This window comes from Paenibacillus sp. LjRoot153 (assembly GCF_964253085.1).
Lineage (GTDB): Bacteria > Bacillota > Bacilli > Paenibacillales > NBRC-103111 > Paenibacillus_E.
On the sequence record NZ_CAXUQH020000001.1, the window covers coordinates 277,501 to 299,437 of the forward strand.

Here is a 21,937-nt window from a genome sequence, read left to right on the forward strand (position 1 = left end):
GAACCGCAGGGTTCTGGGAGAGTAGAACGTTGCCAAGCGATACCCATGGCAAGCTTTCGGAGAAAGCTTCGAAAGCTTGTAGGTGGGTTTTTATTATGGAAAGTTTCCCTATACGGGCCCTTAGCTCAGCTGGTTAGAGCGCACCCCTGATAAGGGTGAGGTCGGTGGTTCGAGTCCACTAGGGCCCACCATTTAACTTCATAGTGAAGTATCCCAATTACGGGGCCATAGCTCAGCTGGGAGAGCGCCTGCCTTGCAAGCAGGAGGTCAGCGGTTCGATCCCGCTTGGCTCCACCAAAACACATTTTAAGACAGGAATTTCCAAGAAATTTCGACTTGAAATGCAGTGATGAGATGTGATAAAATAACTTTCGCCGCTGAAATAGGGCGAAGATAATGGAATCACAGAAATACGTTGTTCCTTGAAAACTAGATAACGAAACAAAATGTAAAGTAAGAACTTAGGTTGCTTGATCTTCGGATCTTGCAAAATCTTTAAATGTTTTTTTCTAGGTTAAGCTAGAAAGAGCACACGGAGGATGCCTAGGCACTAGGAGCCGAAGAAGGACGTGGCGAACGACGAAATGCCTCGGGGAGCCGTAAGCAGGCTTTGATCCGGGGATGTCCGAATGGGGGAACCCAGCTGTGGTAATGCGCAGTTACCATGTAGTGAATACATAGCTACATTGGAGGCAGACCCAGGGAACTGAAACATCTAAGTACCTGGAGGAAAAGAAAACAAAAGTGATTCCGTCAGTAGCGGCGAGCGAAAGCGGAATAGCCCAAACCAAGGAGCTTGCTCCTTGGGGTTGTAGGACCTCGATATGGGGTTAGTTTGGTAGGCGAAGTGATCTGGAAAGGTCCGGCATAGAAGGTAAAAGCCCTGTAGCCCAAACTGAACGAATCCCCTAGAGGTATCCTGAGTACGGCGGGTCACGTGAAACCCCGTCGGAATCCGGCAGGACCATCTGCCAAGGCTAAATACTCCCTAGTGACCGATAGTGAAGCAGTACCGTGAGGGAAAGGTGAAAAGCACCGCGGAAGCGGAGTGAAAAAGAACCTGAAACCGTGTGCTTACAAAAAGTCAGAGCCCTCTATATGGGTGATGGCGTGCCTTTTGTAGAATGAACCGGCGAGTTACGTTCCCGTGCGAGGTTAAGTTGAAAAGACGGAGCCGCAGCGAAAGCGAGTCTGAATAGGGCGCTTTAGTACGTGGACGTAGACCCGAAACCGTGTGATCTACCCCTGTCCAGGGTGAAGGTGAGGTAACACTCACTGGAGGCCCGAACCCACGAATGTTGAAAAATTCGGGGATGAGGTGGGGGTAGCGGAGAAATTCCAATCGAACTCGGAGATAGCTGGTTCTCCCCGAAATAGCTTTAGGGCTAGCCTCGGATGTTGAGTTGTGGAGGTAAAGCACTGATTGGGTGCGGGGCCCGCCAAGGGTTACCAAGTCCAGTCAAACTCTGAATGCCACAAACTTAAATCCGGGAGTCAGACAGTGAGTGCTAAGATCCATTGTCAAAAGGGAAACAGCCCAGACCATCAGCTAAGGTCCCCAAGTGTGTGTTAAGTGGGAAAGGATGTGGAGTTGCACAGACAACCAGGATGTTGGCTTAGAAGCAGCCACCATTGAAAGAGTGCGTAATAGCTCACTGGTCGAGTGACTCTGCGCCGAAAATGTAACGGGGCTAAACACGCCACCGAAGCTATGGCTTGCACGTATGTGCATGGGTAGGGGAGCGTTGTATGTACGTTGAATTCTGACCGTAAGGACAGGTGGAGCGCATACAAGTGAGAATGCCGGTATAAGTAACGAAAAGATCAGTGAGAATCTGATCCGCCGAAAACCTAAGGGTTCCTGAGGAAGGCTCGTCCGCTCAGGGTAAGTCGGGACCTAAGGCGAGGCCGAAAGGCGTAGTCGATGGACAACAGGTGGAAATTCCTGTACCACCGTAGCCGTTATGAGCAATGGAGTGACGCAGAAGGATAGTGACGCGAGCTGATGGATGCTCGTCCAAGCAGTGAGGCTGGTTAGTAGGCAAATCCGCTAACCGTAAGGCTGGGCTGTGATGGGGAGGGAAATTTAAGTACCGAAGGTCATGAGTTCACACTGCCAAGAAAAGCTTCTAGCCAGGCGAAGGTGCCCGTACCGCAAACCGACACAGGTGGGTGAGAAGAGAATTCTAAGGCGCGCGGAAGAACTCTCGTTAAGGAACTCGGCAAAATGACCCCGTAACTTCGGGAGAAGGGGTGCCTCGGTAGGGTGAATAGCCCGAGGGGGCCGCAGTGAAAAGGCCCAAGCGACTGTTTAGCAAAAACACAGGTCTGTGCGAAGCCGCAAGGCGAAGTATACGGGCTGACGCCTGCCCGGTGCTGGAAGGTTAAGAGGAGTGGTTAGGGGGCAACCCCGAAGCTATGAATTGAAGCCCCAGTAAACGGCGGCCGTAACTATAACGGTCCTAAGGTAGCGAAATTCCTTGTCAGGTAAATTCTGACCCGCACGAATGGCGTAACGACTTGGGCGCTGTCTCAACGAGAGATCCGGTGAAATTTTAATACCTGTGAAGATGCAGGTTACCCGCGACAAGACGGAAAGACCCCATGGAGCTTTACTGCAGCTTGATATTGGACTTTGGTACGATCTGTACAGGATAGGTGGGAGCCTTTGAAGCCTGAGCGCCAGCTTGGGTGGAGGCGCCGTTGGGATACCACCCTGATCGTATCGGAGTTCTAACCTAGTACCGTGATCCGGTATGGGGACAGTGTCAGGTGGGCAGTTTGACTGGGGCGGTCGCCTCCTAAAATGTAACGGAGGCGTTTAAAGGTTCCCTCAGAATGGTTGGAAATCATTCGCAGAGTGCAAAGGCATAAGGGAGCTTGACTGCGAGACCTACAAGTCGAGCAGGGACGAAAGTCGGACTTAGTGATCCGGTGGTACCGAATGGAAGGGCCATCGCTCAACGGATAAAAGCTACCCTGGGGATAACAGGCTTATCTCCCCCAAGAGTCCACATCGACGGGGAGGTTTGGCACCTCGATGTCGGCTCATCGCATCCTGGGGCTGAAGTAGGTCCCAAGGGTTGGGCTGTTCGCCCATTAAAGCGGTACGCGAGCTGGGTTCAGAACGTCGTGAGACAGTTCGGTCCCTATCTGTCGCGGGCGTAGGAAATTTGAGAGGAGCTGTCCTTAGTACGAGAGGACCGGGATGGACGTACCGCTGGTGTACCAGTTGTCTCGCCAGAGGCATCGCTGGGTAGCTATGTACGGAGGGGATAAGCGCTGAAAGCATCTAAGCGCGAAGCCCCCCTCAAGATGAGATTTCCCAGTATGTAAGACCCCTTGTAGACGACGAGGTTGATAGGTTCGAGGTGGAAGTGCGGCAACGTATGCAGCTGACGAATACTAATCGGTCGAGGGCTTAACCAAAATTCCTAAGTAAATACTTTACGTGAGTTTCGTATCTAGTTTTCAGGGAATACTATTCCTGAATCGTATATATATCTTGGAGAGATACCCAAGTGGCTATAAGGGGACCCTCTGCTAAGGGGTTAGACTGCGTAAGTGGTGCGAGGGTTCGAATCCCTCTCTCTCCGCCAGTTCCAAATATATATACACTTTTATGTGGCGGCGTAGCTCAGCTGGCTAGAGCGTACGGTTCATACCCGTAAGGTCGGGGGTTCGAGCCCCTCTGCCGCTACCATAAAACCAAAACACCAGATGGAGGCTTAGCTCAGCTGGGAGAGCATCTGCCTTACAAGCAGAGGGTCGGCGGTTCGATCCCGTCAGCCTCCACCATATTTTACGCCGTTGTAGCTCAACTGGTAGAGCAACTGACTTGTAATCAGTAGGTTGGGGGTTCAAGTCCTCTCGACGGCACCATTTTTATGGTAAACCTTTTGTAGCATGGAGCTGTGGTGTAGTGGCCTAACATGCCTGCCTGTCACGCAGGAGACCGCGGGTTCGAATCCCGTCAGCTCCGCCATTTCTTTTACAATTAATGTAGGACATGCTATAAATAATCATTTGGCTTTGTAGCTCAGTCGGTAGAGCAGAGGACTGAAAATCCTCGTGTCGGCGGTTCGATTCCGTCCAAAGCCATTGAGATGGTTGTATTGCTTTGGCAGTACGGGTATCTCGTATCTGGAGGCTTAGTGAAGTGGCTAAACACGGCAGACTGTAAATCTGCTCTCTTCGAGTTCGGTGGTTCGAATCCATCAGCCTCCATTTTCCCTACGAGTCATTAGCTCAGTTGGTAGAGCACCTGACTTTTAATCAGGGTGTCGTAGGTTCGAATCCTACATGACTCACTTTTATAAGCAAACGTTCAAGACCGTAGGGTCTTTTTTTGTTTCCATTATATATAGAGAAAAGCATCCTGCGATAGGATGCTTTTTTTGCTGTTCAGAGCTTGTCTGCGACAGACTGCATTTTTTGTTCCATCGAGGCGGGCTTGTCGCGGCGATCATCGATTTTGATGGACGTGGAAACACGCGCAGCTCCATGCAAGAAGGGAACCTCGTGGACAGCACGGATGACCTCGAATAAACGGTCTAGGGGGCCTTCCAGGATGGTACCCATGGGTGTCATTTGAAAGCGGATATCAGTATGTCGCTCTAATTCTTTATGGAGGTCAGCAACATAGCCACTCAGGCTGGTTGTGGCTGTTCCGATGGGGATGATGGTGAATTCAGCTATTGCCATAGGGACACAGGCTCCTTCCTTTCGTGTACTTGCAGTTAAGGATAACAATCAGGAGCTTGCTAGGTCAATGATGTAATCCGCTGTTCGTGCTGCTAAGGCCATTACGGTAAGCGTAGGATTGCCTCCACTAGAGGTGACGAATAAGCTAGCATCGCATATGAAAAGGTTCGGTATGTCATGACTTTGACCATAGGAGTTCACCACCGATGTCTCGGGGTCATTGCCCATCCGGCAACCACCCATTAGATGTTGGGTATCTGGAACGACATAGGAGATTTCCCCACCAGCGGCGCGGAGGATCAACTTCATATTTTCAACAGCATGATTAAGGAGCTTGAGATCGTTATCGCAGTAATTGAAGGCTAAGGAAGCCATAGGTATGCCATATTCATCTTTTTCATCAGATAATGCTACGTGATTGTTCCAGTTAGGGAGTACCTCTCCGACCATTTTGAGACGACCATAGAAGTTGTAATCCTCCATAACTTGTCTGAAGGACGAGCCCCATAACGGAGCCTCAGTGGCCTTGCGAATGCCTTCTGCCATCTCAATAGGCCGTGAACCGTGAGAGTGAATGGTATACCCGCGGACAAAGCCTCTGCGTGGATCTGTCTCATAGAAATCTTGGGTAGATGCGAGCACAGGTGTTCCTTTGTACAATCGGACTTCCTCTTCAAATTTGGCATAAACGTCGTTGCTGCTATGCGTCATAATCGCTCTGCCTACCCATCCGCTGGAATTGGCTAATCCATCGGGGAACTGTGGTGTGGCGGAGTGCAGAAGCAAACGAGGTGTTTCAACCACATGTGAGCAGAGGATAACGGTTTTGGCCCGTTGCCGATAGGTTGTGCCTTCGTGAACGAAGAGAACCCCGCAAGCATGTCCATAATCATTAACTTCGATTTGAGTGACTCTGCAGTCTGCTAGAATCTCTGCTCCAGCTTGAACGGCTTTAGGGATATGTACGGTCAATGTGCTAAATTTTGCATTAGGCATGCAGCCTTGAAGGCAGAAACCACGATTCGTGCAGGCAGAACGCCCTTCCAAAGGCGTAGATAGGATCGCTAATGGTGTAGGCGCTGATTGAATACCAAGGGATTTGCAACCTTTGTGAAATAAGACGGCATTGGGGCTTAGGGAATCAAGCTCTGGAAAAGGATAGGGCCCCTGAAAGTTTCCCCAAGGGAAATGCTTCGGGCCTGATACGGAGATTTCTTTTTCGATTCTCGTATAGTACGGCTCCAAGTCTTTGTAATGAATCGGCCAATCTTCTCCAACGCCATCAATGGCCTTCGTTTTGAAATCAGATTCATGAAATCGCAGAAAAACGCCCGTAAAGTTCTGGGTGCCACCGCCAATCCCTTTTCCAGATAGATGCTTTCCAGTAACGAATGGCAGGGGAGCATCAACGAGGCGTGTATCCTCCCAAGCTAGGCGCTTCATACTGAGTTCATCACTTGCAAAATCCTTCTCAGGATTGCGCCAGGGCCCCGCATCAATTACAACCACTCCGAGTCCGGCTTCGCTGAGTTCTTTGGCTAGAACGCCTCCAGCAGCACCTGCCCCTACGATGACAATGTCTACGGTTTCATCTTCATAACGCCACTTCATGATCGTTTCGCAGCCTCCCAGGACTCTAGTTGGTCAGGACTATGGAGGGTATATCCACGAGGATAAGCAGGTCCTCCAAACCCAATTTCAGACCAAACCAAAGGATGAGCATAGTAGGCTTCAATGCTGAGTTGAAAAAGTTTCTGAAATAAGATTTTTTGGGGAATGCCATCCCAATTTTTTGTAGGTGGATAGCTATCATTGTTAATTTGAAGCATAATGCTTCGTTGGTTCATTTCATCTAACTCAAAGAATGGCTGACTGTTCGCCAACCATCCCGTTTCATCAATCGCTTTGAGTCCTTGACGTAAAAGTAGTCGAATCGGAGGTGTGCCCACTTCCCGTTGTCCTTCGCCTATATTTTCAGATAATACCTGATCGACATGGTTAATGACGTATTGAATGATTTCTCCGCGATGATCGTCCATAAGAAGCGAACACCAAGCACGAAGCGTTTCTGCCTCAATGACTGTTACATATCCGTATGAGTGTTCACGAATAAGTCGAGCTTTCACAATAGATCTCGTGTGTAAATCCCATTCACTACTCTCTTCCATGACATCATAGGTTGGATAATGATTATGATCTTTCATGCTTGTCACCTCCACAGTTAACGAGAATAAAACCAAAAAGTGCTACTACAATTATTTCCAAATTCACGAAGAATATGAGGATGGCACCTATGAAGTTGTATTTTTCAAGGAATGAAGGAATTGGCACCAATGCCAAAGTAATGGATGTTAGGAAATATTTTAGGAATGAAAGTCTTTTCATTACCATGGTAATCTTGTTGTAGTAACTGAGAAGTTTTCCATTTTAACCAATTCACCTAAGAGAGCACGTACAGGAGGAAATACAATGTTTAAGATTCTTGCACACCGCACGCTAGGAATAACTGCTGCGATCACGATCGCATTATCAGCAACAACTGCTGTTTCTGCTTATGCCGCAAATGATGATATGGATGCCGTTTCTTTGGCCAAAAAGTTGGTTGGCGTAGACTACTCCAAAAGTGACGAAACACCATCTGCAGGATTTGATTCATCAGGACTGATCTATTATGTCTATGAAACGTTAAATTACACAGTACCTAGAACTTTAGCAGGTCAATTCAACATGAAATCAACGAAAATCACGAAAATAGATAAAGCTGAGCCAGGTGACGTCTTGTTCTTTGGTAGTGGTTCAAAGCCAACGTTTGCTGGGATCTATGTGGGCCAAGGTAAAATGGTCATGGCATCCCAGAGCAAAGACGAAGTCGTCACTCGCAAGGTAAGTGAGCTTAAGGGCAGCTTTATTGGCGGAAGAAGTATTCTTTCAGCGAAGGATCGTTTGAAAGCCGAGTTGATCCTAACTGCTCAGAAATATCTTGGAACTCCCTACGTATTTGGTGCAAAATATGGGCAAACCAAAACAATGGATTGTTCTTCTTTTACAAAAACTGTGTTTGCTGACTACGGGATTACACTGCCACGTGTTTCTCGCGATCAGGCTAAGGAAGGCACTTTCGTTAGTAAAAGCAATTTACAAACAGGAGACTTGGTTTTCTTTACAACGCCTGATTCCGGTAAAAAAATTGGACATGTCGGTATTTATGTTGGTAACGGCATGATGATTCATACGTATGGTGAAGGTGGTGTCAAATTCACCTCGATTAATAAAGAATGGTGGGCAGATCACTACGTAACTGCTCGCCGCGTAATCAAGTAGAACCTCTTTAATGTAGACCCTCTTGTCAATTATGACAGGAGGGTTCCTTACGATTCACAGGAATAGGCAGACATATGGTACAATAGAGAGATAAATATAGAAGATGCTATAGGTAATAAGGAGTGAAGGCAGATGATTTGGGAGCATGTCAAAGAGCGATTGGAAGCGGTTTTACAGTCGCCAATACAGATAAGCCTGATACCGGATTCCGAATGGCACCAGCTTGTGGAGGATCAGGGAGAAGGTCAAGAAGCATTTAGTCGTAGTGTGATCCGAGGACAGGAAGTTCTTTTCTTCATTTCACAGGAGCATAAAGAAGTTCGTGTCCTGAAGATAGATGGGAGTAAGTTGTCTATATCAGAACGCAAACTCATCGAACTTACGATTGAATCTAAACAAACTGTGGAGAAGAAGCAATTCGGCTCTTATCTGTCGGAAGATGAAAGAAAGTCGAATCAATTAAGAGATTGGCTGCTGCAGCAAATGGAACGCGGTACAGGCCACGCAGAGCTTCCTGATGCGCTTGCTTCACAGTCATCGTTGTATTCAACCAAAATCCCCCTATTGTTGTATGGGGACTATCCTCAGAACCAGCGTGTCTCCTATACGGAGCTTAAGAAGCTGTTGGAATCTTTTTTTGAAGCGGAGATTATTCTGATTCCTTTACTGGAAAAAGAATGGTTAATCCTTGCGCCAGAGGTTCTTATTACTAGCGGCAGCGAAGAACGTGATGGGGACGAGGAAGAAAGTGTTGAGCAAACCCTTGATGCACTAGGCTCAGGCTTGTATGAGATGTTAGCAAATGAATGGGTAGGCGAATGCCATCTAGCGATTGATTTCCCTGTGAAACCGGCGAAGTCTATGTTTGCTACCGTGCTTAAGCTGCGTGAGACCATTATGCTGGGCCGATCCTTCCATGTAGGCAGCTTTATTCATCTGCGTTGGGAGCTTCGTCTTGAGAAGCTGCTGCACCTTATAGAGGAAGAGGAGAAAACCGATTTCCTCGAGCAGGTGCTCCGCGGCACGGATCATGTGCTGGATAGCGAGACGGTAACGACGCTGGAGCATTTCTTTACACTAGACTGCAATGTTAGTGAAACGGCGAAGAAACTTTATATTCATCGCAATACACTGCTTTATCGGTTGGACAAGTTCAAGAACGAGACGGGACTGGATGTTAGAACGTTTAATCATGCAGTTTTGGTACGACTGGCCTTGCTATTGTACAAAGTAACGAAAAGAAAGTGATTTTTTTGTAGGGATTGTGCATAGTCAGTCCGCCGTTCGTAGGGTAAGATGTGTATATAGAAATGTTGATAAATAAAGCATTTGAACGATAAATTGTAGGGGGAATGAAATCATGGCAGGCGTACGTTTAAATCATATCGTTAAAAGATATTCTGGTGCAGAAGAATCAACAGTTAAAGATTTCCACCTTGAAGTTGCTGACAAAGAGTTCGTAGTTCTTGTTGGTGCATCCGGTTGCGGAAAATCCACAACTCTTCGTATGATCGCAGGTTTAGAGGAAATCACTGAAGGTGAACTTTACATCGGAGACCGCCTTGTAAATGACGTAGCTCCAAAAGATCGCGATATCGCGATGGTATTCCAATCCTACGCTCTTTATCCGCATATGACTGTTTATCAAAACATGGCATTCGGATTGAAACTTCGTAAATTCAAAAAAGCTGATATCGATGCTCGCGTTCGCGAAGCAGCGAAAATTCTAGATATCGTTCACTTGCTTGATCGTAAGCCAAAAGCACTTTCTGGTGGTCAACGTCAACGTGTTGCCTTGGGTCGTGCGATTGTTCGTGAGCCACAAGTATTCTTAATGGATGAGCCGCTTTCCAACTTGGATGCGAAACTTCGTGTACAAATGCGTGCGGAAATCACAAAACTTACAAAACGTCTTGGTGTTACAACAATCTACGTAACGCATGACCAAATCGAAGCTATGACAATGGGTGATCGTATCGTTGTTATGGATAAAGGTATTATTCAACAAGCTGCTACACCAGAAGAAATCTACAACTTCCCAGTGAACATGTTCGTTGCAGGCTTCATCGGATCTCCATCCATGAACTTCATGTCCGGAACATTGGTATCTGAAGGTGGCGGTGTATTCTTCAAAGCAGGTACTGTCAATGTTGAAGTTCCAGCTGGTAAAGCACAAGTTCTAAAAGACAAAGGATTTGTTGGCAAAGAAGTGATTCTGGGAGTTCGTCCAGAAGATATTCACGAAGAGCCAGTATTCTTGGAAGCTTCCCCGAAAACAGTATTCAACGTTAACGTTGAATTGACTGAGAACTTGGGTCACGAAATGTACTTGTACTTGAACGGTATCGGCGCTAACACAGTAATCGCGCGTGTTGACGGTCGTTCCGGAATCAAAGAAGGTACTAACGTTAAATTGGCACTAGACATGAACAAAGTTCATTTCTTCGATAAAGAATCAACACTTTCCATTTTGGTTAACCCAAACCTATAGGATTGTACTGAAAGGCCAGCCGTTATCGGCTGGTTTTTTTGTATATTTCCAGGTTCATGAACACAGTAGTTGATTTCAATTAGGTATTCCATTACGATGAAACTATTGGAAGCCTGCGTGCAACAAGGGAAGCATATGGTACATAAGCAAATTCGGAGGAGTTAGGACAATGGCCAAAAAGGTAAAGGTTTCCGAAATGATGGAACAGCTACATATGGAAGTGTTAGCAGGAGAGGGTGGACTGAAGCGTCCGATAACAACTGGTGATCTGTATCGTCCTGGTCTTGAAATGGCCGGATATTTCAATTACCATCCCAAAGAGCGAATTCAGATGCTTGGTAAAACTGAGATTACGTTTATAGAGATGTTGACGACGGGTGTCCGGAGAAATCGGGTTGAGCAGCTTTGTGCCCCTGAGGAAACGCCGTGTATTATTGTAACGCGAGGACTGGATGTTCCGGTTGAATTGCTCGAAGAGGCGACAAAGCGTGATTTGCCGGTGCTGAGGACGCAGCTTTCAACGACGATTTTTGCAAGTCGATTAACGGGCTTTCTTGAAAATAAGCTTGCTCCCAGCACGACGATCCATGGTGTACTTGTTGATGTCTACGGGGTAGGTATGTTGATTACCGGTAGCAGTGGAATCGGAAAAAGTGAAACCGCGCTTGAGCTTGTGAAACGAGGGCATCGACTGATTGCGGATGATGCAGTAGAAATTAGGCAAAATGGTGATAAAGTATTAACAGGTAATGCCCCAGAGTTGATTCGTCATTTACTTGAAATCCGCGGCGTAGGTATCATTAATGTCATGACGCTATTCGGTGCAGGGGCGATCCGTAATGTGAAGAAAATTTCGGTTGTTGTGAAATTGGAAAATTGGCAGCAAGAAAAGCAATATGATCGTTTAGGCTTAGATGAGGAGCTAACGCGGATTATCGATACCGATCTGCCTCTAGTTACGATACCTGTTAGACCAGGTCGAAACTTAGCCGTCATTGTTGAGGTTGCTGCGATGAATTATCGATTAAAGCGTATGGGTTATAACGCGGCGCTGCAGTTTACGAATAAGCTGACAGAATCGTTAAATGAAGATTTTGAGGATTTTGATTGAGAACCGACGTAAAGTTCACCAAATAAAGGAGTGGAACTATGTTAGAAAGTATTGCGTTCTCCTTAGGGCCGATTCATGTAAGGTGGTATGGCATTATTTTAGGAACAGCCGCATTGATCGGTTTAATGTTGGCAATCAGGGAAGGGAAACGATTCAAAATCGTACCTGACTTCTTCATGGATTTATTGTTAATTGGGGTTCCTTCTGCCATTATTGGGGCTAGAATTTATTATGTAGCTTTCCAATGGGCAGATTATAAGGATAATTTATGGGAAGTATTTATGATATGGCACGGTGGGATTGCAATTTATGGCGCTCTAATCGGGGCTATTATCGGTACTTCATTCTATATTCGTGCCAAAGGATACAACTTTTTTCGAATTGCTGATATTCTTGCGCCAGGTTTAATTGTTGGACAAGCGATTGGTCGTTGGGGCAATTTCATGAATCAGGAAGCTCACGGTGGTCCGGTAGAAGAGTCGTTTTTGAGAGATAGCTTGCATTTACCAAATTTTATTGTGAATCAAATGAATATTGAGGGGACATTCTACCACCCTGCGTTTCTCTATGAATCGATATGGAGTTTTGTAGGACTGCTGGTGTTGTTCTGGCTTCGTCGTAGGCCGTTTTTACGGGCAGGAGAGCTATTTCTAAGTTATTTCATCTGGTATTCGATCGGTCGTTTCTTCATTGAAGGGATCCGTACGGATAGCTTGGACATCACGGGGCCAGGTTGGTTAGCTTCATTGATGAATGCGTTATGGTCACCTATGAAAGTCGTGTTTGAACCAGGCGTATTGACGTATGGAGGGAATATTCGATTCTCCCAACTGCTTGCACTGCTGATTGTCATTGCGGCTGTGATCATGATTATCATTAGAAGGAAAAAAGGCTTTGCCAATGAACGTTACTCGGATCCGATTGTATCTACGCTGGCGCTTGATAAGAACAAAGTAGTCAAAGAAGAAGAGACAGATAAAGGAGTCAACTATGATTCAAACCGTACTATTTGATTTGGATGGCACGATTGTAGACACGAATGAGTTGATTGTGCAATCGTTCTTGCATAGCTTGGAAGGCGAAACACCGGAACCTATTAGTCGGGAGCTTATTATTCCTAATATGGGGCGGCCGTTAGTAGAGCAAATGGAGTTTTTTACAGGCAAGAAAGAAGTTGAAGCGCTCATTAGTAAGTATCGTACGTTCAACCTTGCTAAACATGATGAGCTTGTGCAGGAATTTCCGAACGTACGTACGGTGATGGCGAAGCTTCACGAAAAAGGTATCAAAATCGGTATCGTAACAAGTAAAATCAGAATTACCACATTGATGGGACTTAAACTTTGCGGGTTAGATGATTACGTCAGCGTTATTGTAACAGTGGATGATGTAAAAGAGCCAAAGCCGAGTCCTGAGGGTATCTTTGCAGCGCTTAAAGAGCTAGGCAGCTCAGCTGAAGAAGCAATGATGGTAGGCGATAGTCATTATGATATTGAGGCTGCTCAAAATGCAGGAGTTACTTCTGTCGGTGTATCCTGGTCCTGGAAGGGGCGCTCATATTTAGAGCAGTACAACCCGGACCATATTGTCGATGATATGTTTGACCTGTTGCCGTTAGTGGGGATATCGTCGGATGTGAAGGCAGATTGAGGCAAACAGAGAAGTATCCAGTAGACGGCCCGAATGCGCTATGGCAAATTTACCAAACGGTGAGTAAGTGGAAGGCCATGCGAAATTTCGTTTTTATTCAAATTACCCGTTATTCGCCATCGTTGCGGTTGAAAAACTGGATATATCGTCGTGTTCTGGGAATGACGGTTGGTGAGCACTCGGCATTTGCCTTGATGGTGATGGTTGATGTGTTTTTCCCAGAGCGGATCTACATTGGGAGCAATACAATAATTGGCTATAACACGACGATCCTGGCGCATGAGTATTTAACGAAGGAATATCGATTAGGTGATGTACGTATTGGATCTCATGTGATGGTTGGAGCTAATACGACAATCTTGCCAGGAGTGACGATTGGCGATTATGCGATTATTGGCGCGGGCACTGTCGTTCATAAAGATGTAGCACCGAATAGCTTCGTGGCAGGTAACCCGATGCAGGTTATTCGATCGGGCACAGCCTAGTATAAGAAATATAAATGTAGTGGACTTAACATCGTTGTGATGTTGGGTCCATTTTTTGGTTGTGATGAGGAAAGCCATGCATGCAATTTGCCCTCATAGAATCTCGAGAAAACGACTAATTAAAATAACTTATTGGGAATAGTAAAGACGCAGTAAAATTATAGGTTAAGGGAAGGTGTCGATGAAGTGCAGCATTGGAATCGTAGTAAAAACACAAAAGTGAAAAAAGGTAACTTTGGATGGTCTATAGGGAAGCATGTGGGTGTAGTGATTCTAGCCTTTATGCTGATGTTATCCTTGCCAACTACGAGCTTGGCTGTAGGCAAGCCTGCGAACGGACCAGATGTGTTCGTTATCCAAGGGATGCTGAAATCACTAGGTAGCTATTCTGGTGATATTAACGGTTACTACGATAATGCAACTGTACAAGGAGTAAAGTATTTTCAGAAAAAACACGGGCTGCCGGTAACCGGCGCTGTTGATAGCCGCACGCTCGAATCAATTACCTATAGCTATATGAGGCTTAAGGGTGTTGGACAGGGCCAAGGCGGCGGTAAAGGCGGAGGCAAGGGCCAAAGCGGTAGTGGAGGCACTGGCGGAGGCGGAGGCCAAGGCGGCGGTGGAGGCACTGGCGGAGGCAAAGGCCAAGGCGGCGGTGGAGGCACTGGCGGGGGCAAGGGCCAAGGTGGCGGTGGAGGTACTGGCGGAGGCGAAGGCCAAGGCGGCGGTGGAGGTATTGACGGGGGCAAAGGTCAAGGCGGCGGTGGAGGCACTGGCGGGGGCAAGGGCCAAGGTGGCGGTAACGGAACTGGCAGCGGCAAGTTCGAAGGTGGCGGTAACGGAGGAGGCCAAGGTCAAGGACCGAGTGCAACTCAAACACCGGGACCTAATGGTGGACCGAAGCCCGTACCATACGGCGGTCAATCGCCAGCACCGAAAGGTGGAGCAACACCTGCTCCATATGGTAACGGTAACAGTAACGGGCAAAATGGACAGGCGCCAAATGGTAACGGCAATGATCAATTTCAGTCCCCAAATGGCAATGGTAATGGCCTAAATGAAAATAAAGCTCCAAATGGTGGTCAACTACAGGCACCTAATGGTGGCGGTAAAACACCGAATGGAGCAGTGGAGGAAGACTAGTTCTAGATATTCATCTTGAAGAGGGCATGCTGCCGCGACAGCATGCCTTTTCTTATTGGGGTCATCGCAGAGATAGACCAGATACTGTTGACGACGTATGGGTTTATATGCCATTCTTAAAGCGCTGAACAAGGTGTAGACGATTGACGGTCCTAAAAATACGTGTTAAAATAGCCGTACATTCTTTATTTTGGTAGTATGGTAGAACGTTAACGCACTAAAGTATTTGAAAAACAATAAATTGAGAATAACTGATTATACTCCTACTTATAGAGGTGAGACGGTGTCGAAGCCAAAAGTATTTGAAAAACCGTTAGGCGCGAAAGATTATTTACCTGATGCGGTTACGAAACTCAGAAATATAGAATTCCGTGTATTGGCCTGTATGGAACGCTGGGGTTACAACCAGATTATTACACCTACACTTGAATATTACGATACAGTTGGCGTTGCAAGCTCGACAGAGGATAAGAAACTGTTTAAGCTACTAGATCGCAAGGGGAAAACACTCGTCCTGCGCTCGGAATTAACGGCGCCTATCGCGCGAGTAGCCTCTTCACTTTTAAAAGAACAAGAGTTTCCACTACGTCTTTCTTATCATTCGAATGTTTTCCGTTCGATTGAAGAAGAAGCGGGTAGAGATTCAGAGTTCTATCAAACTGGTGTTGAGTTGATTGGTGATGCTACATCTGAAGCGGATGCTGAAGTTGTGGCGCTAGCGATAGCTTCTTTACAAGCAGCTGGTGTCGAGAAATTTAAGATTGCGCTTGGTCATGTTGGTTTTCTGAACGGATTATTCCAAGAAACATTGGACGGGCGCACCGATGCGCAGCTTTCTCTGAAAGAGCATTTACTCGGCCGAGATTACGTAGGATACCGGGAAGCGATTAAGACACTTTCCCTAGCGCCTGACGTTGAGCGTGAGCTGAACGGAGTGCTAAGGCTTCGTGGCGGTGACGAAATCTGCGAGCAAGCTCGTATGGTTTCGCAGCATCCAATCGCACAGGACGCGATCCGACATCTATGTGAAGTGTGGGATGTGCTGAAAGCTTATGGTGTTAGTGAGCACGTGGTGATTGATTTAACGATGATTGGGGATTTCTCCTACTATACAGGTATGACGTTTGAAGGTTACGCCGCTGAGTTGGGCTTCCCGGTTTGCAGCGGGGGTCGGTACGATAATTTATTGAGTCAGTTTGGGCGTCCTGCTCCAGCAACAGGGTTTGCGTTGAAAACTAATCGAATCCTTGAAGTAACAGGCAAGGAGCAGGTGAACCAACCGAATCGTGTGCTTATTGCCTACGATGCGGAGCATCGCGAGGAAGCGTTGCAGCTGGCGAAGAATATGCGAAGCGATGACGAGATTAATCAGGCTCGTGTGGTTATCACGCAGCTTATAACGAACGGTCAGATCACTGGTCAATCTACAGCGGGATATGACCATGTAATTAAATTGATTACGGAATAACCTCTCAGCGAGAAGATGAGGGAAGTTTGGAGGAGGTTGGAACGGTGGATGACATTCTTAAAGTAGCGATGCCGAAAGGCCGTATTTATAAACAAGCAGCGAAGCTGTTTACGAAAGCGGGATTGCCCATTCCAGAGGATCTAGAAGAAGGGCGCCGTTTGATCATCCCTGTGCCAGGGGCGAAGATGGAATTTATTTTAGCCAAACCAGTCGACGTTCCTACTTATGTGGAGTATGGCGTTGCCGATATCGGGGTTGTGGGCAAGGATGTTCTGATGGAAGAAAATCGGAATGTTTACGAATTGCTGGATCTAGGGATCGCTCGGTGCCGCATGTCGGTGATTGGGCTGCCGGATTGGAAACAGGTGATCAACCCACGCGTTGCGACTAAGTATCCGAATGTGGCTTCTCAATATTTCCGGGAAAAAGGACAGCAAGTAGAAGTCATTAAGTTGAATGGTTCGATCGAGCTGGCGCCCTTAATCGGATTAGCTGACCGCATCGTAGATATGGTGGAGACAGGCCAAACTTTGAAGGAAAATGGTCTAGTGGAGCAAGAGGAAATCTTTCAAATCACGAGCCGCTTAATTGCGAATCGTGTGAGTTATCGGATGAAGAACGACTCCATCCAACGGTTGTGTGATATGCTGCAGGACGTACTGCCAATAGTGAAGCTATAGAGCAAAGTAAGTAGAAGAACGATGAGAGGAAGATGAAGATGCGGATTATGCCCGCCTCCGAATTTCAATTAAACCGCGAGGTCGAATACGGCTCACCGGAGCAAAATGAGTCCGTCCGGCGCATCATCGATGAGGTGCGGAAGGACGGAGACACCGCGCTGCGCCGCCTAGCGCAGCAGTTCGACGGCGTCAACGTCGCTGAGCTTCGCGTCAGCGACGAAGAGATCCAAGCGGCGTACGCGCAGGTCGACGCCGCGTTCCTGGCGGCGCTGCGTCAAGCCGCCGCTAACATTCGTGCGTTTCATGAGAAGCAGAAACGCAATTCCTGGATGGACCTGCAGCCGGACGGCAGTCTGCTGGGCCAAATCATCCGACCGCTGAAGCGGGTCGGATTGTATGTGCCCGGAGGGAAGGCGGCGTACCCGTCCTCCGTGCTCATGAACGCCATCCCCGCGATCGTCGCGGGGGTGCCAGAGATCGCGATGGTGACGCCACCGTCCACCGCGGGCGAAGAAGGCATTAACCCGCATATTCTCGTGGCCGCAGCCGAAGCGGGTGTGAAAGAGATCTACCGCGTAGGCGGAGCGCAAGCGATTGCCGCGCTAGCCTACGGGACAGAATCGATCGCGCCGGTCGATAAAATCGTCGGCCCCGGCAACATCTACGTCGCGCTGGCGAAGCGCTTCGTGTTCGGCGTCGTCGATATCGACATGATCGCCGGACCAACAGACATTGTCGTGCTCGCCGACGAGCACGCCGATCCTGAGTACGTCGCGGCCGATCTGCTGGCGCAGGCCGAGCATGATGAGATGTCACCGTCGATTCTGGTGACACCTTCCCGCGAGCTAGCCGAAGAGGTTCGGCTAGAGCTATGGCGGCAGCTGGATGTGCTGCCGAAGAAAGCAATTGCCGCCGTCTCGACAGCGACGAAAGGCGCGATCCTGCTTGTCGACTCACTCGACGAAGGTGTGGACGTGATCAATCGCTTGGCGCCGGAGCACTGTGAGCTACTGGTACAGGATCCTTTCACGTGGCTGCCGCGCATTGAAAATGCAGGTGCCATTTTCCTAGGCGCCTACAGCACGGAGCCTGTCGGCGATTATTTCGCCGGTCCGAACCATGTGCTGCCGACGAATGGCACAGCAAGGTTCTCATCGCCACTGAATGTGGACGATTTCCTCAAAAAATCAAGCGTTATTCACTATAGCAAGGAAGCCTTATTAGCGAACGGAGACATGATTATGACGCTGGCCCGGAATGAAGGGTTGGAAGGTCATGCGCGTGCCGTAGAGATCAGACTTAAAAAGGAAGGGAAGTTGACCTAGATGGCAGAACAGGATCAAGTAAGAACTCGCTCAGCGAGTGTAGCCCGTAAGACGAATGAAACGGACATCAAGCTCTCCTTTGATGTGGATGGTACAGGAGTTTCGGAGCTCCAAACGGATGTTCCCTTCCTAAACCATATGCTAGATTTATTCACCAAGCATGGTCACTTCAATTTGAAAGTGGACGCCAAAGGCGATATCGAAATCGATGATCATCACACGGTGGAAGACATCGGGATTTGTCTAGGTCAAACACTGCGTGAAGCACTCGGCGACAAAAGAGGCATCAAACGCTACGCGAGCGTATTCGTTCCGATGGACGAAGCATTGGCTCAAGTTGTGATTGATATCAGCAACCGTCCACATTTTGAATACCGTGCAGAATACCCGACAGCGAATGTTGGCAGCTTTGAAACACAGCTGGTAAAAGAGTTCCTTTGGAAATTTGCGCTAGAAGCTCGTATCACTTTGCATGTTATTGTGCATTACGGTGAAAACACGCATCACATGATCGAAGGTGTGTTTAAAGCGTTGGGACGTGCGCTGGATGAAGCAACATCGATTGATCCTCGTGTGCAGGGGGTTCCTTCGACGAAGGGAGTGCTGTAAGCATGATCGCTATTATTGATTATGGAATGGGTAATTTACATAGCGTAAGCAAAGCGGTTGAGCGGCTTGGCTATGAAGCGGTTGTGACGGGAGATCCGGAACAAATTCTAGCGGCAGAAGGGGCAATCCTTCCTGGTGTGGGTGCGTTCGGGGATGCGATGGAGCATCTGCGTGAAACATGTCTGGACGAGGTTGTAAAACAATATGCAGCGTCTGGCAAGCCCATGATCGGTATTTGTTTAGGGATGCAACTATTGTTCTCCAGCAGTGAAGAGCATGGACAGCATGAGGGGCTAGGGCTTCTGCCAGGTACGGTTGTACGTTTCCGCGGAGACTACAAAGTGCCGCATATGGGCTGGAATCGTCTGAGCTACAAGCAGAGTGAGAGTCCTATTTTCAAAGGGATTGAAGAAGGGCACGTGTACTTCGTACACTCCTACCATGCAAAGCCGGAGCGGGAAGGCGATTTGTTGGCAGTAACCGACTACTATCAACCCGTAACAGCTATCGTTGGGCGTGATAATGTCTACGGCATGCAGTTCCACCCTGAGAAAAGCGGCGATATCGGTATGCAGCTGTTGGGTAATTTTTTGACCCTGTGTAAATAAGGTGAAAATAGTCTCAAGGAGGTGCTGAGCATGTTAGCCAAAAGAATTATCCCTTGCCTCGACGTCAAGGATGGCCGAGTGGTGAAAGGCGTGAATTTCGTGAATTTACGTGATGCCGGTGATCCCGTAGAGCTTGCGGCGATTTATGATAAAGAGGGTGCGGATGAGCTTGTGTTTCTCGACATTTCCGCTTCTGTAGAAGGGCGCGCGACGATGGTCGAGGTGGTCCGTCAAACGGCTGGCGAGATCACGATTCCGTTCACGGTTGGCGGCGGGATCTCAAGTGTCGATGATATGAAACGTCTTCTTCGTGCGGGCGCGGACAAAATCGGAATCAACACGGCAGCGGTGCTTAATCCTCAGCTTGTTTCGGATGGTGCACGGAAGTTCGGTTCCCAGTGTATTGTGGTAGCCATTGACGCAAAGTTCAATCCCGAGTGGGGCGAGTGGGAAGTGTACACCCATGGTGGACGCAAACCGACGGGCATTAAGACGCTGGAGTGGGCGAAGCGCGTAGAGGAGTTAGGTGCAGGCGAAATCCTGCTGACGAGCATGGATGCGGACGGAACGAAAGACGGCTTTGATTTGAAACTGACACGTGCGGTATCCGAGCTGCTAACGATTCCTGTGATCGCTTCTGGCGGAGCGGGAAAAGCGGAACACTTCTACGATGTATTCACCGAAGGCAAGGCTGATGCGGGGCTGGCGGCAACGATTTTTCACTATAAAGAATTAACGATAGACGGGGTCAAGGCAGACCTGAAAGGAAAAGGGGTTGAAATTCGATGACATTTTCAGTGGATCAAATTAAATATGACGCGCATGGGCTTGTACCTGCCATCGTGCAAGATGCGGTTAGTAAAGAAGTGCTGATGCTGGCTTACATGAACAGTGAGTCCTTGCAACGTACGATTCAAACGGGGGACACTTGGTTCTGGAGCCGTTCACGTAATGAGCTTTGGAATAAAGGGGCAACTTCTGGTCATACGCAAAAAGTAAAAGCACTTCGCTACGACTGCGATGCGGACACGCTGCTTGTTCTTGTTGATCAAGTGGGACCTGCTTGTCATAATGGCACGTACACTTGTTTCACAGCGAACATTCCGGTGGAAGGTTCATCTTCAGAAACTGCGCCTGCGGTTGCTGGCGGAGACCGTTTCGCTATTCTAGCTGAGCTTGAAGCGGTGATTGCATCCCGTGATGCGGAGCGTCCTGAGGGCGCGTATACGACGTACCTTTTCGAAAAAGGGGTCGATAAAATCCTCAAAAAAGTCGGCGAAGAAACGGCAGAAGTCATTATTGCAGCCAAAAATAAAGACAATGAAGAGCTTCGTTATGAAGCGAGCGATCTTATTTTTCACTTAATGGTACTTTTACGTAATAATAAATTGCCATTGGATGATATTATGAAAGAGCTGGCTAATCGTCACGTTAAAAAATAAAGTAAACGACCTGGAGTGAATTCACGATGTTGATTGATTATCATACACATCATGTGCGCTGCGGTCATGCCTCTGGGGAACTGGAGGAATACGTCAAACGCGGCATCGAGATCGGGCTTACCCAGTTGGGGCTTTCTGATCATATGCCGCTTTTGCATGTCGACCCGCAAACGTATTGGCCGGAAATGGCGATGCCGATGGAGGAGCTTCCTCGTTATGTGGAAGAATGCCTTCATCTCAAGGAGAAGTACAAGGATCAGATCGATATTCGCGTGGGCTTAGAAGGCGATTATGTGGAAGGCTTTGAAAGTGAAATTGCTGCCATTATTAACGCCTACCCATGGGATTATGTGATCGGTTCGGTTCATTTTCTGGGCGAGTGGGATATTTCTGATTTTAGGCAGCTGGCAGGTTGGGAAGGTAAGGATATTTTTGAAGTTTATACCCAATACTACGAGGCAGTGAAGAAAGCAGTCCGAACCGGACTGTATGACTATATCGGCCATATCGATATGATCAAACGATTTGGTTACGTGCCAGATCGCGATACGTGGGAATTGGAGAAAGCAGCGTTAGATACCGTCAAAGAGTGTGGGCTAGCGATTGAATTGAATGCTTCCGGCCTACGCCATCCTTGTAAAGAGATGTTCCCAAGTCGTCGTATGCTAGAATACTGCCATAAGGTGGGAATTCCAGTAACACTCGGATCTGATGCGCATCAGCCGGAACGGTTGTCTCAGTATTTGGATGAGGCCAGAGAGCTGTTAAAAGCGATTGGATTTAACGAAATAGCCACATTTTCTGCTCGAAAACGACATCTTGTGACTTTTTAAATTCGACACGTATCATGTATAATGAGTAGGACTCTATAATCTATTTAATGAACCTTCGGAGGTAACC

19 protein-coding genes, 10 tRNA genes and 2 rRNA genes (1 of these 31 cut by a window edge) are annotated in these 21,937 nt (G+C 47.8%); 28 read left to right on the forward strand and 3 right to left on the reverse strand.

Annotated elements, in window-relative coordinates; genetic code table 11:
• The 12 genes from rrf to ACSQ8P_RS01265 form a co-directional block, all read left to right on the forward strand.
• Positions 1-38 (forward strand): 5S ribosomal RNA (gene rrf / locus ACSQ8P_RS01210); it begins 79 nt to the left of the window's first position.
• A gap of 76 nt (positions 39-114) precedes the next feature.
• Positions 115-191: transfer RNA gene (locus tag ACSQ8P_RS01215), tRNA-Ile, on the forward strand.
• Between the two features lie 30 nt (positions 192-221).
• Positions 222-297: transfer RNA gene (locus ACSQ8P_RS01220), tRNA-Ala, on the forward strand.
• Positions 298-512: 215 nt separating this feature from the next.
• A 23S ribosomal RNA gene (locus tag ACSQ8P_RS01225) occupies positions 513-3,429 on the forward strand.
• A gap of 78 nt (positions 3,430-3,507) precedes the next feature.
• Positions 3,508-3,599 (forward strand) — tRNA-Ser (locus ACSQ8P_RS01230).
• Between the two features lie 27 nt (positions 3,600-3,626).
• Positions 3,627-3,703, forward strand: a tRNA-Met gene (locus ACSQ8P_RS01235).
• A gap of 19 nt (positions 3,704-3,722) precedes the next feature.
• Positions 3,723-3,798 (forward strand) — tRNA-Val (locus tag ACSQ8P_RS01240).
• Between the two features lie 8 nt (positions 3,799-3,806).
• A tRNA-Thr gene (locus ACSQ8P_RS01245) sits at positions 3,807-3,882 on the forward strand.
• Positions 3,883-3,908: 26 nt separating this feature from the next.
• A tRNA-Asp gene (locus ACSQ8P_RS01250) sits at positions 3,909-3,985 on the forward strand.
• A 43-nt stretch (positions 3,986-4,028) separates the two neighbouring features.
• A tRNA-Phe gene (locus tag ACSQ8P_RS01255) sits at positions 4,029-4,101 on the forward strand.
• 44 nt (positions 4,102-4,145) lie between these two features.
• Positions 4,146-4,227: transfer RNA gene (locus ACSQ8P_RS01260), tRNA-Tyr, on the forward strand.
• Positions 4,228-4,237: 10 nt separating this feature from the next.
• Positions 4,238-4,310: transfer RNA gene (locus ACSQ8P_RS01265), tRNA-Lys, on the forward strand.
• A 94-nt stretch (positions 4,311-4,404) separates the two neighbouring features.
• Here the strand turns inward: ACSQ8P_RS01265 and ACSQ8P_RS01270 are convergent.
• Genes ACSQ8P_RS01270 through ACSQ8P_RS01280 form a run of 3 tightly spaced genes read right to left on the reverse strand, consistent with a single transcriptional unit; the run spans position 4,405 to position 6,908 of the window.
• Entirely contained in the window at positions 4,405-4,704 is a 300-nt protein-coding gene (locus tag ACSQ8P_RS01270; protein ID WP_310502443.1) for an MTH1187 family thiamine-binding protein, read from the reverse strand.
• Positions 4,705-4,752: 48 nt separating this feature from the next.
• On the reverse strand, positions 4,753-6,315 hold the full coding sequence (locus ACSQ8P_RS01275; RefSeq protein WP_436233545.1) for a GMC family oxidoreductase: 1,563 nt from the start codon (positions 6,313-6,315) through the stop codon (positions 4,753-4,755).
• Entirely contained in the window at positions 6,312-6,908 is a 597-nt protein-coding gene (locus tag ACSQ8P_RS01280; RefSeq protein WP_436233546.1) for a gluconate 2-dehydrogenase subunit 3 family protein, read from the reverse strand. The genes ACSQ8P_RS01275 and ACSQ8P_RS01280 overlap by 4 nt, the downstream gene beginning before the upstream one ends.
• Before the next feature lie 265 nt (positions 6,909-7,173).
• Between ACSQ8P_RS01280 and ACSQ8P_RS01285 the strand changes: the two genes are divergently transcribed.
• From ACSQ8P_RS01285 to hisJ, 16 genes are all read left to right on the forward strand, one after another.
• Positions 7,174-8,025 carry an NlpC/P60 family protein gene (locus tag ACSQ8P_RS01285; protein WP_436233547.1) on the forward strand — a complete coding sequence of 284 codons (852 nt, stop codon included), beginning with the start codon at positions 7,174-7,176 and terminating at the stop codon, positions 8,023-8,025.
• A gap of 132 nt (positions 8,026-8,157) precedes the next feature.
• Entirely contained in the window at positions 8,158-9,273 is a 1,116-nt protein-coding gene (locus tag ACSQ8P_RS01290) for a PucR family transcriptional regulator (protein WP_436233548.1), read from the forward strand.
• 112 nt (positions 9,274-9,385) lie between these two features.
• On the forward strand, positions 9,386-10,516 hold the full coding sequence (locus ACSQ8P_RS01295; RefSeq protein WP_436233549.1) for an ABC transporter ATP-binding protein: 1,131 nt from the start codon (positions 9,386-9,388) through the stop codon (positions 10,514-10,516).
• 169 nt (positions 10,517-10,685) lie between these two features.
• Complete coding sequence (hprK, locus tag ACSQ8P_RS01300) at positions 10,686-11,627, forward strand: HPr(Ser) kinase/phosphatase (RefSeq protein ID WP_436233550.1); 942 nt, start codon at positions 10,686-10,688, stop codon at positions 11,625-11,627.
• A gap of 38 nt (positions 11,628-11,665) precedes the next feature.
• Positions 11,666-12,640 carry a prolipoprotein diacylglyceryl transferase gene (gene lgt, locus ACSQ8P_RS01305; protein ID WP_436233551.1) on the forward strand — a complete coding sequence of 325 codons (975 nt, stop codon included), beginning with the start codon at positions 11,666-11,668 and terminating at the stop codon, positions 12,638-12,640.
• On the forward strand, positions 12,618-13,277 hold the full coding sequence (gene ppaX, locus ACSQ8P_RS01310; protein WP_436233552.1) for a pyrophosphatase PpaX: 660 nt from the start codon (positions 12,618-12,620) through the stop codon (positions 13,275-13,277). The genes lgt and ppaX overlap by 23 nt, the downstream gene beginning before the upstream one ends.
• On the forward strand, positions 13,274-13,762 hold the full coding sequence (locus tag ACSQ8P_RS01315) for an acyltransferase (RefSeq protein ID WP_436233553.1): 489 nt from the start codon (positions 13,274-13,276) through the stop codon (positions 13,760-13,762). Before ppaX ends, ACSQ8P_RS01315 begins: the two co-directional genes overlap by 4 nt.
• 219 nt (positions 13,763-13,981) lie before the next feature.
• Positions 13,982-14,905, forward strand: a complete 924-nt coding sequence (locus ACSQ8P_RS01320; RefSeq protein ID WP_436233554.1) for a peptidoglycan-binding domain-containing protein — start codon at positions 13,982-13,984, stop codon at positions 14,903-14,905.
• Between the two features lie 283 nt (positions 14,906-15,188).
• Complete coding sequence (locus ACSQ8P_RS01325; protein WP_436233555.1) at positions 15,189-16,373, forward strand: ATP phosphoribosyltransferase regulatory subunit; 1,185 nt, start codon at positions 15,189-15,191, stop codon at positions 16,371-16,373.
• A 44-nt stretch (positions 16,374-16,417) separates the two neighbouring features.
• Entirely contained in the window at positions 16,418-17,053 is a 636-nt protein-coding gene (gene hisG / locus ACSQ8P_RS01330) for an ATP phosphoribosyltransferase (RefSeq protein ID WP_056611299.1), read from the forward strand.
• A 38-nt stretch (positions 17,054-17,091) separates the two neighbouring features.
• Positions 17,092-18,378, forward strand: a complete 1,287-nt coding sequence (hisD, locus tag ACSQ8P_RS01335; RefSeq protein WP_436239427.1) for a histidinol dehydrogenase — start codon at positions 17,092-17,094, stop codon at positions 18,376-18,378.
• On the forward strand, positions 18,379-18,987 hold the full coding sequence (hisB, locus tag ACSQ8P_RS01340) for an imidazoleglycerol-phosphate dehydratase HisB (RefSeq protein WP_436233556.1): 609 nt from the start codon (positions 18,379-18,381) through the stop codon (positions 18,985-18,987).
• A 2-nt stretch (positions 18,988-18,989) separates the two neighbouring features.
• Positions 18,990-19,595 (forward strand): imidazole glycerol phosphate synthase subunit HisH, encoded by a 606-nt coding sequence (hisH, locus tag ACSQ8P_RS01345; protein WP_436233557.1) that lies wholly within the window; start codon positions 18,990-18,992, stop codon positions 19,593-19,595.
• A gap of 30 nt (positions 19,596-19,625) precedes the next feature.
• Entirely contained in the window at positions 19,626-20,384 is a 759-nt protein-coding gene (gene hisF / locus ACSQ8P_RS01350) for an imidazole glycerol phosphate synthase subunit HisF (RefSeq protein WP_056611288.1), read from the forward strand.
• On the forward strand, positions 20,381-21,037 hold the full coding sequence (gene hisIE, locus ACSQ8P_RS01355) for a bifunctional phosphoribosyl-AMP cyclohydrolase/phosphoribosyl-ATP diphosphatase HisIE (RefSeq protein WP_436233558.1): 657 nt from the start codon (positions 20,381-20,383) through the stop codon (positions 21,035-21,037). Before hisF ends, hisIE begins: the two co-directional genes overlap by 4 nt.
• A 26-nt stretch (positions 21,038-21,063) precedes the next feature.
• Positions 21,064-21,870 (forward strand): histidinol-phosphatase HisJ, encoded by an 807-nt coding sequence (hisJ, locus tag ACSQ8P_RS01360; protein WP_436233559.1) that lies wholly within the window; start codon positions 21,064-21,066, stop codon positions 21,868-21,870.
• Positions 21,871-21,937: the final 67 nt, after the last annotated feature.